The sequence below is a fragment of the Streptomyces sp. CA-243310 genome (genome assembly GCF_050936775.1).
Taxonomy (GTDB): Bacteria; Actinomycetota; Actinomycetes; order Streptomycetales; family Streptomycetaceae; genus Streptomyces.
Window position 1 is genome coordinate 1,344,762 of sequence record NZ_JBNJMF010000001.1, and the last position, 18,003, is coordinate 1,362,764.

Annotated in this window: 12 protein-coding genes; 10 read left to right on the forward strand and 2 right to left on the reverse strand. The window is 73.7% G+C overall.

Annotation, left to right across the window (positions count from 1 at the left end; genetic code table 11):
* Positions 1 to 72: 72 nt before the first annotated feature.
* Positions 73 to 2,877, reverse strand: a complete 2,805-nt coding sequence (locus ACQEVM_RS06445) for a lysylphosphatidylglycerol synthase transmembrane domain-containing protein (protein WP_433079839.1) — start codon at positions 2,875 to 2,877, stop codon at positions 73 to 75.
* A 239-nt stretch (positions 2,878 to 3,116) separates the two neighbouring features.
* Here ACQEVM_RS06445 and ACQEVM_RS06450 point away from each other — a divergent pair, with 239 nt between their 5' ends.
* The 5 genes from ACQEVM_RS06450 (at position 3,117) to nudC (ending at position 13,330) form a co-directional block, all read left to right on the forward strand.
* Positions 3,117 to 3,464 carry an MGMT family protein gene (locus ACQEVM_RS06450; protein ID WP_053680505.1) on the forward strand — a complete coding sequence of 116 codons (348 nt, stop codon included), beginning with the start codon at positions 3,117 to 3,119 and terminating at the stop codon, positions 3,462 to 3,464.
* A gap of 354 nt (positions 3,465 to 3,818) precedes the next feature.
* A complete protein-coding gene (locus ACQEVM_RS06455; protein ID WP_433079841.1) occupies positions 3,819 to 7,169 on the forward strand; it encodes an ATP-dependent helicase in 3,351 nt (1,116 codons plus the stop codon).
* 66 nt (positions 7,170 to 7,235) lie between these two features.
* Positions 7,236 to 10,919, forward strand: coding sequence for a UvrD-helicase domain-containing protein (locus ACQEVM_RS06460; protein WP_433075952.1), 3,684 nt, complete (start codon positions 7,236 to 7,238; stop codon positions 10,917 to 10,919).
* A 9-nt stretch (positions 10,920 to 10,928) separates the two neighbouring features.
* The gene (locus ACQEVM_RS06465; protein ID WP_433075954.1) at positions 10,929 to 12,332 is read left to right on the forward strand and encodes a dipeptidase; all 1,404 of its coding nucleotides are present in this window, start codon (positions 10,929 to 10,931) and stop codon (positions 12,330 to 12,332) included.
* A gap of 50 nt (positions 12,333 to 12,382) precedes the next feature.
* On the forward strand, positions 12,383 to 13,330 hold the full coding sequence (gene nudC / locus ACQEVM_RS06470) for an NAD(+) diphosphatase (RefSeq protein WP_433075956.1): 948 nt from the start codon (positions 12,383 to 12,385) through the stop codon (positions 13,328 to 13,330).
* A 171-nt stretch (positions 13,331 to 13,501) separates the two neighbouring features.
* Here nudC and ACQEVM_RS06475 read toward each other — a convergent pair whose 3' ends face one another.
* Positions 13,502 to 13,762 carry a mycoredoxin gene (locus ACQEVM_RS06475; protein ID WP_267800718.1) on the reverse strand — a complete coding sequence of 87 codons (261 nt, stop codon included), beginning with the start codon at positions 13,760 to 13,762 and terminating at the stop codon, positions 13,502 to 13,504.
* A 158-nt stretch (positions 13,763 to 13,920) separates the two neighbouring features.
* Between ACQEVM_RS06475 and ACQEVM_RS06480 the strand changes: the two genes are divergently transcribed.
* The 5 genes from ACQEVM_RS06480 to ACQEVM_RS06500 all read left to right on the forward strand — a co-directional run bounded on the left by ACQEVM_RS06480 (position 13,921) and on the right by ACQEVM_RS06500 (position 17,787).
* Entirely contained in the window at positions 13,921 to 16,086 is a 2,166-nt protein-coding gene (locus tag ACQEVM_RS06480) for an ATP-dependent DNA helicase UvrD2 (RefSeq protein WP_433075959.1), read from the forward strand.
* 168 nt (positions 16,087 to 16,254) lie between these two features.
* Positions 16,255 to 16,596, forward strand: a complete 342-nt coding sequence (locus ACQEVM_RS06485; protein WP_433075961.1) for a hypothetical protein — start codon at positions 16,255 to 16,257, stop codon at positions 16,594 to 16,596.
* 184 nt (positions 16,597 to 16,780) lie between these two features.
* Positions 16,781 to 17,152: a WhiB family transcriptional regulator gene (locus ACQEVM_RS06490; protein WP_053676354.1), complete on the forward strand. Its 372-nt coding sequence runs from the start codon at positions 16,781 to 16,783 to the stop codon at positions 17,150 to 17,152.
* The gene (locus ACQEVM_RS06495) at positions 17,149 to 17,481 is read left to right on the forward strand and encodes a hypothetical protein (RefSeq protein ID WP_365998128.1); all 333 of its coding nucleotides are present in this window, start codon (positions 17,149 to 17,151) and stop codon (positions 17,479 to 17,481) included. Before ACQEVM_RS06490 ends, ACQEVM_RS06495 begins: the two co-directional genes overlap by 4 nt.
* Before the next feature lie 99 nt (positions 17,482 to 17,580).
* Positions 17,581 to 17,787 (forward strand): hypothetical protein, encoded by a 207-nt coding sequence (locus ACQEVM_RS06500; RefSeq protein WP_433075964.1) that lies wholly within the window; start codon positions 17,581 to 17,583, stop codon positions 17,785 to 17,787.
* Positions 17,788 to 18,003 lie beyond the last annotated feature (216 nt).

The window sequence follows — 18,003 nt, forward strand, 5'->3', positions numbered from 1 at the left end:
GCCCCGCTGCTCACGCTTCTGCTCGCCTTCCGAGCCGTACTCCCCGAGCCGTACTCCCCGAGCCCCGAGCGGCTAGATGGCTTCCTTGCGGGTCAGGAAGTTGAACGAGATCCACCCCGGCAACACCGGCAGCCAGAACGTCATCAGCCGGAACAGCAGCACCGAGGAGAAGGCGATCTCCCGATCCAGCCCCGCCGCGATCAGACCCAGCGTCAGCGTGGTCTCCACCGCCCCGATGCCGCCCGGGGTCGGCGCCGCCGAGCCCAGCGCGTTGCCGGCGAGGAACACGACCGCGATGCTGGCGTAGCTGATGGCCTGGCCGCCGCCGAACGCCCGGATCGACGCGTCCAGACACATCACGAAGCAGCCCGTCAGCAGCAGCATGCCGCCGATGCCCGTCACCAGCTTCTTCGGCCGCTGGAGCACGTCCAGCATGCGCGGCACCACCCCCGCGAACAGTGCCCGCAGCCGGGTCGCCACGAACTTCCGCAGGAACGGGACCGCCGTCACCACCAGCACCAGCACCGCCACCGTCAGCAGGCCCGCGATGACCGTCCGGGACGGGGTCATCTCGGTGGTCTTCTCGGTCCCGGTCAGGTAGCCGAAGGACAGCAGCAGCAGGACGTGGCTCGCGAGCCCGAACAGTTGGGACGCGCCCACGCTCGCCACCGCGAGTCCGGGCCGGATGCCCGACCGCTGGAGGAACCGGGTGTTGAGCGCGACACCTCCCACCGCCGCCGGGGCGACGAGCTTCACGAAGGACCCGGCGACCTGCGCCAGTACCGTCCGCAGGAAGGAGACCCGCTCGGGCACGAAGCCCAACAGGCTCATCGCCGCCGCGAGGTAACTCAGGGCGGAGAAGGCCAGCGCCGCCCCCACCCAGCCCCACTGGGCCTGCGAGATGATCGTTCCGAAGTCGACGTGGGCCAACTGCGTCAGCAGGAAGTACGCACCGAAGGCGCCCGCGATGAACGACACGAGGGTGCGCGGCCTGATCCGCTCCAGGCGGGCCGGCTCCACCGGTGCCTGGGGGCGCAGCAGCAGCACCTGCCGGCGGATCTGGCTCAGCAGATCCTCCTCGCGGGCCTCGTCGAGCGCGTCGTCCAGGGCCCGCTTCTCGGCCTTGCGGTCGGCGGCCGTGGCCTCGGCGGGAGCCGAGGCGTTGGCCTCGCGCGCCGCCTTCGCGGCCCGCGAGGACTCCAGTACGGCTTCTCGTTCCCGGTCGGCCCGCTCACGGGCGAGCTTGCGCAGCGTCGCCCGGGTGGAGCGGCTCAGCGCGATCGGCTGGAGCAGCGGCAGACAGTCCGCGACCACGTCGGGGCCGAGCACGGACACCGCCGAGGCCACCGATCGCTCGGCGCCGACCCGCAGGCCGAGGGTGGCGAGCAACTGGGCGACGTCCATGCGCAGCACCAGGTCACCGGCCGCGATCTCGCCGCCGCGCAGGTCGGTGAGGATGACCTTGCCGGAACGATCCACCACGAGGGCGTCACCGGTCAGTCGCCGGTGCGCGATCCGCCGCGACTGGAGGGCCTTCACCTGCTCCCACGCGTTGCGCGTCAGCTCGTCGGTGATCTCCCCGTCGGCCAGGGAGTCGAGGGTGCGGCCGCCCAGGTGCTCGTACACGAGCATCACGGCGTCCGGACCGAGTTCGGAGGTCGCGATCAGCTTGGGCGCGTTCGCCCCGGCCGCGATGGCGGCGTACGCGAGGAGGGCCTCCTGCTCCAGCGCCTGACGCAGCGACTGGAGACTGCGCCGGGTGGTGATGCCGCGCAGCGTGAGTCGGCGCCACACCCGGTAGAAGAAGCCCTGTGCCTGCTGCTCGCGGTCGACGACCGTGACGTCGAGCGGCGGCCCCTTCTCCAGCGTCACGTGGTACCGACGGCCCCGGTCGCTCACCTCGGAGGCCTCCGGGCCGTCCGGGGCCTCGGCGCGCATCGCGCTCACCGGCTGGAAGCCGACCCGGCGCAGACCGGCGAGGAGGTTCTGCCCGGTGGGGCGGACGTTCGGGGAGCCGACGGCGTACAGGGTCCCGTAGGCGACGGTCCAGCCGATGAGGACGGTCAGGACGATCGACAGGGGCGTGGTGTACCCGCTGACCAGCATGGCGAAGGCGTCGAGCAGCAGCACCACCCACAGGGCGACCCGCCAGCGCGGCCGGCGCGTCATGCCGACGGCCGTCATGTAGGCGATGACCGGGGCGAGGTAGCCGTGCACCGGGTCGGTCAGGGCGCCGGCGGTCCCCGTCGGCAGGGTCAGCGAGTCCTGGATGGTGGCGGAGGCGGCCTGGGAGACCCACAGGTCGGTGGCGAGGGTGACGCCGTGCGCGAGGACGGCGGCGAGGACGCCGTCCGCGATGCGCAGGCCGTCGCGTTTGATGAGCCGCTCGATCGCGAAGGCGACGGGCACCAGCAGCACGGCGATGCTCGACACCAGACCCGCGACCTTGATCAACAGGTCGGGTGCCTGGCCGGTGCCGTTGCTGATGTCCTCCTCGAGGCCCGCGGTGGTGCCGTGGGCGAAGGCGGCGATGGCGAGGACCACGGCGATGCCGAGGATGCCGACCAGCAGGCGCACCAGGTCGGACGGGCGGTGCACGCGGGCCGCGAGCAGCGGTTCGTCCACCTCGACCTGGTCGGCGGCGGTGGGGGCGTGACCGTGCGGTCGCTCCGGGTTGTCGAAGTCGTCGACCCGCCCGTGGTCGGGGTCGAGACCGTGGTGTCCGCCGCGGCGGGCCGCGTCCCGCTCGTCGCGGGGACCCTCGTCCGAGTGGTCGTCCGCGTGGTCGCGGGAGGGGTCCCCGGGCCCGTCGGCGGGCCGGTCGCCGGCCGTGTCGTCGGCGCCGGCGTTCGGCACGTCGGACCTGTCGTCGGGCATCTCGCGGGGCGCGTCCGGGTGCGCGTCTGGGCGCGCGCCGTCATCAGCCGTCGCGCCGTCCGGAGGGCTCACACCCTGCTCCTTCGCCGTCACATCCGTCTCTTCTTGATCACGTATCACCAGTCACCGCCCGCAAGATGGTGGCACGGACCGGCTGCCGTGCGGGGCAGCAGGGTGCGCGCCGGTGCGGAAGGAAACCTTCCGTCGTGGTGTCGGTGACGTGCGGCACCATGTCCCGAATGAGCGAAGAGCTTCCCGAGTACGCGGAGCGGGTGCTGGAGGCGGCCGAGCGGATTCCGCCCGGCCGGGTGATGACGTACGGCGACGTCGCGGAGTGGATCGGGGCGGGCGGACCACGCCAAGTCGGCCGTGTCATGGCCCTGTACGGGGGAGCCGTGCCCTGGTGGCGCGTGGTCAGGGCCGACGGCAGACCCCTGCCCGGCAGCGAGCACCGGGCCCTGGAGCACTACCGCGCCGAGGGCACCCCACTGCGCGACACGGCCGGCGGCGAACCCCGGCTGGCGATGCGCCGGGCACGCTGGGACGGGCGGCAGGGACCGGGCGAAGGCGACGAGGGTCACATCTGACAGCTTCCGGCACGCGGAGCCGGCGCGGGCGGTCGAAGGCTCGTACGGGGGACGACGTGACGACCCCCCGAGGCGACGCCGGGAGCCGCCCGGGGAGACTGCGGGAGCCGGCGCGGGTGGCGTAGCGTGGCCCCTTCGGCCGTCGCCGCCGCCCTCGCCGTCCTCGCCGCAGTCGCCACCGACGCGACGCTCGGCACGACGGTCGGGACCGCGGTCGGCGAGGCCGCCGAGGCAACCACAGCCGTCGCAGCAACCGCGGTGACGAAAGACCCACCAGGACCGGCACACCACGTGATCACCTCTCCTTCCGACCGCTCGGAGCGGCGTACGCGGACTCCTGACGCGTACCGCCTGGTGCGCACCGGGCCGGAACGGGTGGCTCCCCCTGTCTTGGACGCAGCGCAACGGGCGGTGGTTGACCACACCACCGGACCACTGCTCGTCCTGGCCGGACCCGGTACCGGGAAGACCACCACCCTGATCGAGGCGGCCGCCGCCCGGGTCGAGGCCGGCACGGACCCCTCCCGCATCCTGATCCTCACCTTCAGCCGCAAGGCCGCCGTCGAACTCCGCGACCGGGCCGCCCTGCGCCTGGGTGGCGCGCGGGCCCCGCAGGCCACCACCTTCCACTCCCACTGTTACGGCCTGGTCCGCGCCCACCAGGACACCGACCTGTTCGCCGACCCGCTGCGGCTGCTGTCCGGGCCGGAGCAGGACGTCATGGTCCGCACCCTCCTGGAGGGCCAGCGCCGGATCCGCTCCATCCGCTGGCCCGACGACCTGCGCGCCGCCCTGACCACGCGCGGGTTCGCCGACGAGGTCCGCGCCGTCCTGGCGCGCGCCCGCGAACTGGGCCTGGGCCCCGGGGCCCTGTCCGACTTCGCCGACCGCATCGGCCGCCCGGACTGGAAGGCGGCCGCCGCGTTCCTCTCCGAGTACCTGGACGTCCTCGACATGCAGGGCACCCTCGACTACGCGGAACTCCTCCACCGCGCCGTCCTGCTGGCCGAACGCACCCCGTCCCTGGCCTCGTCCCACGACGTGATCCTCGTCGACGAGTACCAGGACACGGACGCCTCCCAGCTGCGACTGCTGCGCGCCCTGTCCGGACCCGGCGGCACACTGATCGCCTTCGGCGACCCGGACCAGTCGATCTACGCGTTCCGCGGCGCCGACATCAACAACGTCCTGGACTTCGAGACCTCCTTCCCCGGCGCCCGGGTCCGGGCCCTCACGGTCGGCCGGCGCTCCTCCTCGGAACTGCTCGCCGCGACCCGCCTCCTCACCACCCGCATGCCCGTCCCGCGGCTGCCCTCGGCGGCGGTACGGGCCCACCGCGACCTGCGCGCCACGCGGGAGGGCGGCCGGGTGGAGGTGTACACGTACCCCACCGCCGGGGCGGAACTGGACAACATCGCGGACATCCTGCGCCGGGCCCACCTGGAGGACGGCGTGCCGTGGCAGGAAATGGCCGTCCTGGTCCGCGCGGGCGGCCGCACCCTTCCCGCGATGCGCCGCGCCCTCGTCTCGGCCGGCGTGCCCGCCGAGACGGACGGCACGGACACCCCCCTGCGCCACGAACCCGCCGTGGCCCCCCTGCTCACGGCCCTGCGCATCACCGCCACGGCCGCCGCCCGCCCGCAGGCACCCGCGGATCCCGCGGATCCCGCGGATCCGGACGACGAGCGCCCGGAGGGACGAGCCGAGGCCGACGCCGAACCCCTTGCCGAAGCCGAAGCGGGCGCCGCCGGGGACGCCGCCGCGTCGGACGACCCCGCCTCCGCGCCCCCCTCGGACCCGGCCCGGGACGAGACCGACACCGCCGACCACGGTTGGGTCGGGGTCGAGGCCGCCATCGCCCTGCTCGGGTCCCCGCTCGGCGGGATGGACGCCGCCGACCTGCGCCGCCTCGGCCGGGCCCTGCGCGACGAGGAACGGGCCGCGGGCGTCAAGGTGCCCGCGCCCTCCGACGTCCTGCTGGCCCGCGCCCTCGCCGAACCCGAGCGGCTCGTCGCGCACGACCCCGCGCACGCCCGCGGCGCGCAGCGCCTCGGCCTGCTCCTGCGCAAGACGCGCGAACTGCTCCAGGGCGGCGGCACCGCCGAAGAGGCCCTGTGGACCCTGTGGGACGGCACCCCCTGGCCGCAGCGCCTGGAACGCGGCGCCCGTCGCGGCGGCGCCGGCGGACGCAACGCCGACCGGGACCTCGACGCCGTCTGCGCCCTCTTCGACACCGCCGCCCGCGCCGAGGACCGCACCGGCGGTCGCGGCGCCCTCAACTTCCTCGAACAGCTCGAAGCCGAGGACATCGCCGCCGACACCCTCACCACCCGCGCGACCCGCCGCGACGCCGTCCGACTGATGACCGCCCATCGGTCGAAGGGCCTGGAATGGGGCCTCGTCGTCGTCGCCGGCGTCCAGGAGGGGCTCTGGCCCGACCTGCGCCGGCGCGGCTCCCTCCTGGAAGCCGACCGGATCGGCCGCGACGGCCTCGCCGAACCCCTCACCCCCGGCGCCCTCCTCGCCGAGGAACGCAGGCTGTTCTACGTGGCCGCCACCCGGGCCCGCGAGCGCCTCGTCGTCACCGCCGTCAAGGCCCCCGCCGAGGACGGCGACCAGCCCTCCCGCCTCCTCACCGAACTCGGCGTCACCCCGAAGGACGTCACCGGCCGCCCCCGACGCCCCCTGGCCGTCCCCGCGCTCGTCGCGGAACTGCGCGCCACCACCGTCGACCCCGAGGCCTCCGAGGCCCTGCGCGACGCCGCGGCCCGCCGGCTCGCCCGCCTCGCCGTGCTCACCGACGACGAGGACCGCCCCCTGGTCCCCGCCGCGCACCCGCAACGCTGGTGGGGGCTGTACGAACCGACCCGCAGCAGCGTCCCGCTCCGCGACCGGGACCGCCCCGTGGCGCTGTCCGGATCGGCCCTGGACCAGCTCGCCAACACCTGCTCCCTCCAGTGGTTCCTGGGCCGCGAGGTCAAGGCCGACGTCCCCTCCACCGCCGCCCAGGGCTTCGGCAACGTCGTCCACGTCCTCGCCGACGAGGTCGCCTCGGGCCGTACGCCCGCCGACCTCGACGTCCTCATGGAGCGCCTCGACTCCGTCTGGGACGCCCTCGCCTTCGACGCCCCCTGGAAGTCCCGCCAGGAGAAGGAGAACGCCCGCGCCGCCCTGGAACGCTTCCTGCGCTGGCACACCACCGACCGGGGCGGCCGGGAGTCCGTGGCCACCGAGCACGACTTCGACGTCACGCTGGAGGCGGGCGAGTTCGCCGTGCGGATCCGCGGCTCCATGGACCGGGTCGAGGCCGACCCGCAGGGCCGCGCCTACGTCGTGGACTTCAAGACCGGCAAGGCCGCCCCCACCAAGGACGAGGTCGCGCGCCACCCCCAGCTCGCCGTCTACCAGCTCGCCGTGCGCGAGGGCGCCGTCGACGAGGCCTTCGACGGCGTGCGCCCCGACCCCGGCGGCGCCGAACTCGTCCAGCTGCGCCAGGGCGCGCCCAAGAAGGACGGCGGCGACGAGGTCCCCAAGGTGCAGGCGCAGCAGCCCCTCGAAGGCGAGTGGGTGGGCGACCTGCTGGCCAACGCCGCCGGCCGGGTCCTGGACGAGCGGTTCACGCCCGCCGCCGGCGAGCACTGCAAACGGTGCTCCTTCCGCAGCTCGTGCAGCGCCCTCCCGGAGGGCCGCCAGACCGTGGAGTGAGCCGCGCCCGGCTCACTCGTCGAGACGGCGGTGGGGAGTGTCGGTGCCGGCGGCTAGCCTTTTCACGTGTCCGCGCGCCCGACCGTCCCGGCGGTGATCAGCGATCCCGAGCAGCTCAAGGAGCTCCTCGGGATCCCCTTCACGCCCGAACAGATGGCCTGCGTCACCGCCCCGCCCGCCCCCCAGGTCATCGTGGCGGGCGCCGGCTCCGGCAAGACCACCGTCATGGCGGCCCGCGTCGTCTGGCTGGTCGGCACCGGCGCCGTCGCACCCCAGGAGGTCCTCGGCCTGACCTTCACCAACAAGGCCGCCGGCGAGCTCGCCGAGCGCGTGCGCAAGGCCCTCGCGCGGGCCGGCATCAGCGACCCGGACCCCTCCCCGGCCGACCCCGACCAGCTCGCGGGCGAGCCGCGCATCTCCACGTACCACGCCTTCGCCGGGCAGCTCCTCAAGGACCACGGTCTGCGCATCGGCCTGGAGCCCAGCGCCCGACTGCTCGCCGACGCCACCCGCTTCCAGCTCGCCGCGCGCGTGCTGCGCGAGGCGCCCGGCCCGTACCCGTCGCTGACGAAGTCCCTCCCCGACCTGGTCGGCGACCTGCTCGCGCTGGACGCGGAACTCTCCGAGCACCTCGTGACCCCCGAGGAACTCCGCGCGTACGACACCGGACTCCTCGACGTGCTCGCGGACACCCGGCTCACCAACGACGACCTGCGCAAGGTCCCCGAGGCCGGCCGCGGCCGGCTGGAACTGCTGGAGCTCGTCGCCCGCTACCGCGTCGCCAAACGCTCCCGCGACCTGATCGACTTCAGCGACCAGATAGCGCTCTCCGCGCGGCTCGCCACCACCCGGCCCGAGGTGGGAGCCCTGCTGCGCGAGGAGTTCAAGGTCGTCCTGCTCGACGAGTACCAGGACACCTCCGTCGCACAGCGGATGCTGCTGTCCGGGCTGTTCGGCGGCGGCACGGGCCATGCCGTCACCGCCGTCGGCGACCCCTGTCAGGCGATCTACGGCTGGCGCGGCGCCTCCGTGGCCAACCTCGACGACTTCCCCGAGCACTTCCCGCACGCCGACGGCCGCCCCGCCACCCGCTTCTCGCTCGGCGAGAACCGCCGCAGCGGCGGTCGCCTCCTCGACCTGGCCAACGGGCTGGCCGCACCGCTGCGCGCCATGCACGAGGGCGTCGAGGCGCTGCGCCCCGCGCCCGGCGCCGAACGGGACGGGTCCGTCCGGTGCGCCCTGCTGCCCACCCACGCCGAGGAGCTGGAGTGGCTCGGGGACTCCGTCGCCCACCTGGTGCGCACGGGGACCGAACCCGGCGAGATCGCCGTGCTGTGCCGCTCGGCCGGGGACTTCGCCCGGATCCAGGCGGTCCTGGTGGCCCGTGACGTCCCCGTCGAGGTGGTCGGCCTGTCCGGCCTGCTGCACCTGCCGGAGGTCGCCGACCTGGTCTCGGTCTGCGAGGTGCTCCAGGACCCGGGGGCCAACGCCGCCCTCGTCCGGCTGCTGATCGGCCCGCGCTGGCGCATCGGCGCCCGCGACCTGGCGCTGCTCGGGCGCAGGGCACGCCAGCTGATCGGCCGGGCCCCCGCCGGCGCGGACGATCCGGACGGGCGGCTCGCGGCGGCCGTCGAGGGCGTCGACCCGGCGGAGGTCGTCTCGCTCGCCGACGCGCTGGAGACCTTCCTGGACGGTTCCGGGGCCTCCGCCGCCGACGACCTGCCCTTCTCGGCGGACGCCCGCGTCCGCTTCGCCCACCTCGCCCGCGAGCTGCGCGACCTGCGGCGCTCGCTCGCCGACCCCCTGATGGACGTCCTGCACCGGGTGCTGGCCGCGACCGGCCTCGACGTGGAACTGTCCGCCTCCCCGCACGCCCTCGCCGCCCGCCGGCGCGAGACCCTGTCGAACTTCATGGACGTGGCCGCCGGGTTCGCCGCCCTCGACGGGGAGGCCTCGCTGCTCGCCTTCCTGGCCTTCCTGCGGACCGCCGCCCAGTACGAGAAGGGCCTCGACCACGCCCTCCCCGGCGGGGAGAACACCGTCAAGGTGCTCACCGCCCACAAGTCCAAGGGCCTGGAGTGGGACGTGGTGGTGGTCCCCGACCTGTGCGCGGGCGCCTTCCCGAAGGAGAAGCCGCCGGAGGCCTGGACCTCGTACGCCAAGGTCCTGCCGTACGCCCTGCGCGGCGACGCCTCCACCCTGCCCGGGGACCCGGCGTGGACCTCGGCGGGGATCAAGTCCTTCAAGGCCGCCCTGAAGGAACACAAGGCCGTCGAGGAACTCCGCCTCGGTTACGTGACCTTCACCCGCCCCCGCTCCCTGCTGCTGGCCTCCGGCCACTGGTGGGGCCCGAGCCAGAAGAAGCCGCGCGGCCCGTCGGCGTTCCTCTCCGCGCTCCGGACCCACTGCGAGGCCGGGTACGGCGAGATCGAGGCCTGGGCGCCTGATCCCGAGCCCGGCGCCGAGAACCCGGCCCTGTCCGAGGCCGGAGCCCCGGACCACTCCTGGCCCCTGCCCCTGGACCCGACCTCGCTGCGCCTGCGCCGCCGCGCGGCCGCACTGCTGGAAGCCCACCTCGCGACCCCTCCGCCGCCCGAGGAGCCCTACCTGTGGCCCCCCGACTGCGAGGACCCCGCATACGGCACGGAACCCTGGCCGGACCCGGACCCGGACCCGGACCCGGACCCGGACCCGGACCCGGACCCGTGGTCCGAGGCCGACCCGGACGCGGACCCCTGGTCGGAGACGGCCCCCCGGCCCCGGTCGGCGGACGCGGCCCCCGGCGCCGCCCCGCACCGGGCCCGCGTCCCCGCCCGGGACGCCGACCGGGACACGACCTCCGCGCCCCCGCCCGACGAGGACCTCTGGGCCCCGGGCGAAGCCCTGCCCGCGCCCGGTGCCCCGGCCGCGCACGAAGAGCCGTACGAGGACCGGCGGGCGGCGCCCGGTGCCCGGGTCCCGGCCCAACCCACCGCCGCGACCCCCCACCGCGCCGCGCCCGCGCGCCAGGGCGCCGACCGCCTCACCCCCGAGGAGGCCCGCGCCATCGCCTCCTGGGACCGCGACCTCGACGCCCTCGAAGGCGAACTGCGCCGCTCCCGCGCCGCCGTGCGCGACGTCGTGCTGCCCTCCGCCCTGTCCGCCTCCGACCTGCTGCGCCTCGCCTCCGACGAGCAGGGCTTCGTCCGGGACCTCGCCCGCCCCATGCCCAAGCCCCCGCAGCCCGCCGCCCGGCAGGGCACCCGCTTCCACGCCTGGGTCGAGTCCCGCTTCGACGAACTGCCCCTCCCGCTCCTCGACGTCCTCGACCCCGCCGGAGAACTGCCCGGTTCCGACCAGGACATCGCCGACGAGGCCGACCTCGACTCCCTCAAGGCCGCCTTCGAGCGCAGCGCCTACGCCGACCGGACCCCCCACCGCATGGAGGCCCCGGTCCAGCTCACCCTCGCCGGCCGGGTCGTCCGCGGCCGGATCGACGCCGTGTACCGCCACCACGACGGTCCGTACGACTACGAGATCGTCGACTGGAAGACGGGCCGCACCACCGAGGCCGACCCCCTCCAGCTCGCCGTCTACCGCCTGGCCTGGGCGGAGGCCACCGGAACCCCGCTCGATCGGGTCGACGCCGCGTTCCTGCACGTCCGCAGCGGCCGCGTGATCCGGCCCCACGCCCTTCCCGACCGCGCCGGCATTGAGCGGATCCTCCAAGGCAAAACGGACACGAAAAGTGACCATCACACGGACGGCTAGGCTCGTGGCATGAGCGACCCCCAGGCGGACAGCGTCGTCCGCACGTACATCGACACCCATCGCGCGGCCTTCCTCGACGAACTCGCCGACTGGCTGCGCATCCCCTCCGTCTCGGCGCAGCCCGAGCACGCGGGTGACGTACGACGCAGCGCCGAGTGGCTCGCCGCGCAGCTGGGGGCCACCGGCTTCCCGGTCACCGAGATCCTGGAGACCGCGGGCGCCCCCGCCGTGTACGCCGAGTGGCCCGCCGCCGACCCGGCCGCCCCCACCGTCCTCGTCTACGGGCACCACGACGTACAGCCCGCCGCCCTCGCCGACGGCTGGCACACCGACCCCTTCGAGCCGGTGATCAAGGACGGCCGGATGTACGGGCGCGGCGCCGCCGACGACAAGGGCCAGGTCCTCTTCCACACCCTCGGCGTCCGGGCCCACCTCGCGGCCACCGGCGCCGACGCCCCCGCCGTGCACCTCAAGCTCCTCGTCGAAGGCGAGGAGGAGTCCGGCTCCCCGAACTTCCGCGCCCTCGTCGAGCGCGAGGCCGAACGCCTCGCCGCCGACGTCGTGATCGTCTCCGACACCGGCATGTGGTCCGAGACCACCCCCACCGTGTGCACCGGCATGCGCGGCGTCGCGGACTGTGAGATCGACCTCCACGGCCCCGACCAGGACATCCACTCCGGGGCCTTCGGCGGCGCGGTGCCCAACCCGGCCACCGTCGCCGCCCGCCTCGTGGCCGCCCTGCACGACGCCGACGAGCGGGTCACCATCCCGGGCTTCTACGACAACATCGTCGAACTCACCGACGCCGAGCGCGCACTGATCGCCGAACTGCCCTTCGACGAGGCCGAGTGGCTGCGCACGGCCAAGTCGCACGCCGCCTCGGGGGAGAAGGGACACACCACCCTGGAGCGCGTCTGGGCCCGCCCGACCGCCGAGGTCAACGGCATCGGCGGCGGCTACCAGGGCCCCGGCGGCAAGACGATCGTGCCGTCCTGCGCACACCTGAAGCTGTCGTTCCGACTGGTCTCCGGGCAGGACCCCCACGAGGTCGAGGAAGCCGTCAGGACCTGGGTCGCCGAGCGCGTCCCGGCCGGGATCCGGCACTCCATCGTCTTCGGCGCCCCCACCCGGCCCTGCCTCACCCCGCTCGACCACCCGGCGCTGCAATCCGTGGTGCGCGCCATGGGCCGCGCCTTCGGCCAGAAGATCCGCTTCACCCGCGAGGGCGGCTCCGGTCCGGCCGCCGACCTCCAGGACGTGCTCGACGCACCCGTCCTGTTCCTCGGCATCTCGGTCCCCTCCGACGGCTGGCACTCGCCGAACGAGAAGGTCGAACTCGACCTGCTCCTCAAGGGCGTCGAGACCGCCGCGTACCTGTGGGGCGACCTGGCCGCCCACTGGAAGCCCGCCTGACGCACCCACCCGCCGTCCCACCCTGCCTGCCTGTCCCACCACCGGGGGAGTTGGAAGTACCTGTGAGCACCCATACCGAGCCCGAGCGCCCCATCACGCTCGCCGCGGCCGCCGGGATCGACCGCGCCGCGCACCACCGCCTCGACGAGGCCTGGCTCGCCGCCGCCTGGAGTCATCCGACGACCCGCGTCTTCGTCGTCTCCGGCGGCCAGGTCCTGATCGACGACACCCCCGACGGCGGCACCGGCATCGTCATGACCCCGGCCTTCGAGGCCCCGGTCACCGAGACCCACCGCTACTTCCTGGGCTCGGACGAGGAGGGCGTACGGTACTTCGCGCTGCAGAAGGACTCCCTGCCGGGCCGCATGGACCAGTCGGCCCGCCCGGCCGGCCTGCGCGAGGCGGGCCTGCTGCTGAACGCGCGCGACGCCGGGCTGATGGTGCACGCGGTGGCGCTGGAGAACTGGCAGCGCATGCACCGCTTCTGCTCCCGCTGCGGCGAGCGCACGGTGGTCGCCGCCGCCGGGCACATCCGCCGCTGCCCGGGCTGCGGCGCCGAGCACTACCCGCGCACCGACCCGGCCGTGATCATGCTCGTCACCGACGAGCACGACCGCGCGCTGCTGGGCCGGCAGGTGCACTGGCCCGAGGGCCGCTTCTCGACGCTCGCCGGGTTCGTGGAGCCGGGCGAGTCCATCGAGCAGTCGGTGATCCGCGAGGTCTGGGAGGAAGCCGGGATCAAGGTCGGCGCGGTCGACTACGTCGCCAGCCAGCCCTGGCCGTTCCCGTACAGCCTGATGCTCGGCTTCACCGCCCGCGCCGTCACCTCGGAGATCACGGTGGACGGGGAGGAGATCCAGGAGGCCCGCTGGTTCTCCCGCGAGGACCTCCGCGAGGCGATCGAGGCGGGCGAGGTGCTCCCGCCCGCCGGGGTCTCCATCGCGGCCCGCCTGGTCGAACTCTGGTACGGGGAGCCGCTGCCGCGCCCCGCCGCGTGAGGCGGGTCGCGCGGGCCCCGCGCCCGTGACGTCCGTCACGACAGAAGGCCCCCGCCGCGGCGGGGGCCTCTCTCGTACGCGCGTGACGTTCGCCACGTCGACCCGACCGGGGCCGGACCGTGTTCGGTGGTCCGTGTCCGGTGGTCCGTGTGTCGGGCGGTGCCTCGACGGTCAGACGGCGAGGGCCTGCTTGACCTGGGCGAGGCTCGGGTTCGTCATGACGGACTCGTTGCCGGCGGCCGACTTCACGAGGACGGTGGGAACCGTCTGGTTGCCGCCGTTCGCCTTCTCCACGAACGCTGCGGACGCGGGGTCGTGCTCGATGTTGATCTCGTCGTACGCGATGCCTTCGCGGTCCAGCTGCTTCTTCAGCCGGGTGCAGTAGCCGCACCAGGTCGTGCTGTACATCGTGACGGTGCCCGTGTCCTGCATGCTGCGGTCTCCTTCGTGGGGTCGCGGTGGTCCGAGTACTCGAACGCCCGACACCGTCCCGCCATTCCCGCGGAGCCCTCCCGGCACCAGTACGACCGGAGCGGGCGGCCTGTGGACAGGTTTCCCGTCCGCCCCTGGAGACCTGGCAGCATGGCGGGGTGACAGCAGCAACGCACTCCTCATCCTTCCCGGCCGAAGCCGACTCGGCCGACGCGGTGCTCCTGGGCCTCGACCCGGAGCAGCGCGAGGTCGCGACGACCCTCCGCGGACCGGTGTGCGTGCTGGCGGGAGCGGGCACGGGCAAGACCCGCGCGATCACCCACCGGATCGCCTACGGGGTCCGTTCCGGCCAACTGATGCCCGCCAGCGTGCTCGCCGTCACCTTCACCAACCGCGCCGCCGGCGAGATGCGGGGCCGGCTGCGGACCCTCGGAGCGGGCGGTGTCCAGGCCCGGACCTTCCACTCCGCCGCCCTGCGCCAGCTCCAGTACTTCTGGCCGAAGGCCGTCGGCGGGGACGTCCCCCGACTGCTGGAACGCAAGATCCAGTTCGTGGCCGAGGCCGGCGCCCGCTGCCGAGTCCGCCTCGACCGGGGCGAGCTGCGCGACGTCACGGGCGAGATCGAGTGGGCCAAGGTCACCCAGACCGTCCCCGCCGACTACCCGGCGGCCGTCCTGAAGGCGGGCCGCGAGGCCCCCCGGGACACGGCCGAGATCGCCCAGATCTACGGGACGTACGAACAGCTCAAGCGCGACCGGAACATGATCGACTTCGAGGACGTGCTGCTCCTCACCGTCGGGATCCTCCAGGACCGCCACGACATCGCGGAGCAGATCCGCACCCAGTACCAGCACTTCGTGGTCGACGAGTACCAGGACGTCAGCCCGCTCCAGCAGCGCCTGCTCGACCTCTGGCTCGGCGAGCGCGACAGCCTCTGCGTGGTCGGCGACGCCAGCCAGACGATCTACTCCTTCACCGGCGCCACCCCCGACCACCTGCTGAACTTCCGCACCAAGTACCCGCAGGCCACCCTGGTCAAGCTGATCCGCGACTACCGCTCCACCCCCCAGGTGGTGCACCTCGCCAACGGCCTGCTGAACCAGGCCAAGGGCCGCGCCGCCGAACACCGGCTGGAGCTGGTCTCCCAGCGCGAGGTCGGCCCCGACCCGGTCTACGCCGAGTACCCGGACGAGCCCGCCGAGGCCGAGGGCGTCGCCGGGCGGGTCCGGGACCTCATCGCGGCGGGCGTCCCGGCGGGCGAGATCGCCGTGCTCTACCGGATCAACGCCCAGTCCGAGGTCTACGAACAGGCCCTCGCCGACGCCGGAGTGCCCTACCAGCTGCGCGGAGCCGAGCGGTTCTTCGAGCGCGCCGAGGTCCAGAAGGCGATCCTCGCCCTGCGCGGGGCCGCCCGCTCCGGCGGCAACGATCCCCTCCTGGACGACGTCGTCGAGCTCGGGTCCCAGGTCCGGGCCGTGCTCAGCTCCACCGGCTGGACGGCCGAGCCGCCCGCCGGTTCCGGCGCCGTGCGCGACCAGTGGGAATCCGTGGCCGCGCTCGTCCGGCTCGCCGAGGACTTCGCCCGCTCCCGCCCGGGCGCCGGCCTGTCCGAACTCACGGTGGAACTGGACGAACGCAAGGCCGCCCAGCACGCCCCCACCGTCCAGGGCGTCACCCTCGCCTCGCTGCACGCCGCCAAGGGCCTGGAGTGGGACGCGGTGTTCCTCGTGGGGCTCACCGACGGCATGATGCCGATCACCTATGCGAAGACCGACGAGCAGGTCGAGGAGGAGCGCCGGCTGCTCTATGTCGGCGTCACCCGGGCGCGGCTGCACCTGACCCTCTCCTGGGCACTCTCCCGGGCTCCGGGCGGCAGAGCCTCCCGACGCCCCAGTCGCTTCCTGAACGGCCTGCGGCCGGGCTCCGCCGTCCCGGGAAGCAGGAACGGCGCCGCGTCCGAGCGAGGTCCCCGCAAGCGCGGCCCTCGCGGCCCGGTGCTGTGCCGGGTCTGCGGCAAGACCCTGACCGAGGCCGGCGAACTCAAACTGATGCGCTGCGAGGACTGCCCGTCGGACATGGACGAGGGCTTGTACGAGCGGCTGCGCGAGTGGCGCGCCGTCCAGTCGAAGCAGCAGGGCCTGCCCGGCTACTGCGTCTTCACGGACAAGACGCTGATGGCCATCGCGGAGGCCGCGCCGTCCGAGGCCGGAGAGCTCTCGATGATCTCCGGCGTGGGTGGCCGCAAGCTTGAGCGGTACGGAGTCGACGTCCTGGCCATCTGCGCAGGCCAGGAGCCTGGCGTCGGAGATCCTGACGACGCGTAGAAACTCGTCGGAAAAATAGTTTGCACATGCCCGGCGAATCCCCATAGGTTCTTAGCAACGGAAACGTTGGCTTCTTCGAAGCCCCGGTTCCGTGCTGTACTTATCCGAATACGCATGGGACAGGCCCCCGGGCCCCCGTCCCCGAGACGCCGAGAGGAGGCGAGACCAGTGACCAGCTTGATGACGACCACCAAAATGACCGATCGCTCGGTCGCCGCTTCCTGCCCGCTCGGTGTCTCCTCGCTCCTCCCGATTCTCGCCGCAGGCGTCTCCACGATTTCCTCGGGGACCCCTGCCCTGCTCGCGGCGTCCGCGCTGCGGCCGAGTGTTCGCAATGAGCGACCGACCCAGGCACCGGTGGCAGTAATGGCTGAGGAAGCCCAGGCGCATGGCGCCTATGGCTTTGCGGCTGCGGCGGCCGGTGCCGGAGTCAAGACGAAGCAGACGAAGCAGCAGCACCACCTGATGTGGGCCTTCCGCGGGCTCGAACCCTGGAGTGATCCAGTCTGATCGACGATCAGACCGGCGCCTTCAGGGCCGCGGAACCCCACCCGGGATCCGCGGCCCTTCTGTTTGTCCCCGAACGGGGACTGCGGAGCGAAGGGGCCTCGGGACTGGCAAGAACAGGTACCAGCCGACCCCCGGCCGACCCCGGCCGGACCGACTAGTCACACAAGACGAGGAAGAAACCACCGTGCAACTCGAAGCGCACGCCCCGTCCGTACCGCAGACCCAGACGATCTCCCCGCCCGCAGTCCCGGAGGACTCCACCTTGACTCCCCTCACCGCGCTGACCGCGCTCGACGACGCCATCGAGAACCTCGGCGTACCCGTTCCCTGCCGCACCTTCGACCCCGAGGTCTTCTTCGCCGAGTCCCCGGCCGACGTCGAGTACGCCAAGTCGCTCTGCGGCACCTGCCCGCTGGTCGAGGCCTGCCTCGCCGGCGCGAAGGAGCGCCGCGAGCCCTGGGGTGTCTGGGGAGGCGAGCTCTTCGTCCAGGGCGTCGTCGTCGCCCGGAAGCGGCCCCGTGGTCGTCCGCGCAAGAACCCGGTTGTCGCGGCATGACCGCCATCGGCACCATCGACCGCCCCCTGACGCGCGACCCCTTGAAGCAGGCCCTCATGTCCACCCACACCACCACGAGCGAGCAGCCGCACGGCTCCGCCACCGCAGACTTCATCACCGCAGGCGCGATCACCTCGCGTCAGAACAGGACCCGCGAAATGCAACTCATCCCAGAAGCCATGGCTCGTGCCCATATGGACGACCGCATGCGTGAGGCGGACGCCGAGCGTCACGCCCTGCGCCTGGTCGCCGCCCGGCGCATGCAGCGCCGAGCCGAGCGCGTTTCGCTGCGCGCCCGGCGGGCCCTCGCCATGGCCGTCATGAACTGAGCACCGAAGGAACAGCACCCGGGGGGACCGGTCCGAAAGGACCGGTCCCCCCGGGGCGTTGCGGAGCGCGTCCACCGCCGCCGGAGATATCGTCTGCGGGTGGACCAGCCGACTCCCCGCCCCACCCCGCAGGGACCCGAGGCCCAGCCCGCCGTCTGCGCGGGATGCGGCGTCGACGCCCCGGACGGCGCGCCGCCCACCTGGACCTGCTTCGTGGAGAACGGAACCAGGCAGTACTTCTGCGTCGAATGCGCCCGCGCCAACCTCCGGGCGATCGAAGGCCGGCTCGACTCCTCCTGGTGGTGACCGACACCCCGCCCCGGAATTGAGCCACGGCCCGGCCGGGCGGCGTGGAGCCGAGTGGTGTGGAAGCCCCGGGCCGCCCGGCGCCCGGCCGCGTGAAGCGGGGCCACCGGAAGCCCGACCACGTAAGCCCCTGACCACGTACGCCCCGGCCGCGCAAGTCCTGGCCGTCCGAGCGCACGTTCCCGCCCGAGCGCACGTTCTCGCCCGAGCCCGGCC

Excerpts from the sequence above, each read along its gene's own strand:
- ACQEVM_RS06445 (WP_433079839.1), bottom strand. The coding sequence starts at position 2,877 with ATGCCCGACGACAGGTCCGACGTGCCGAACGCCGGCGCCGACGACACG.
- ACQEVM_RS06465 (WP_433075954.1), top strand. The coding sequence starts at position 10,929 with ATGAGCGACCCCCAGGCGGACAGCGTCGTCCGCACGTACATCGACACC.
- ACQEVM_RS06475 (WP_267800718.1), bottom strand. The coding sequence starts at position 13,762 with ATGCAGGACACGGGCACCGTCACGATGTACAGCACGACCTGGTGCGGC.
- ACQEVM_RS06495 (WP_365998128.1), top strand. The coding sequence starts at position 17,149 with ATGACCGCCATCGGCACCATCGACCGCCCCCTGACGCGCGACCCCTTG.
- ACQEVM_RS06450 (WP_053680505.1), top strand. The coding sequence starts at position 3,117 with ATGAGCGAAGAGCTTCCCGAGTACGCGGAGCGGGTGCTGGAGGCGGCC.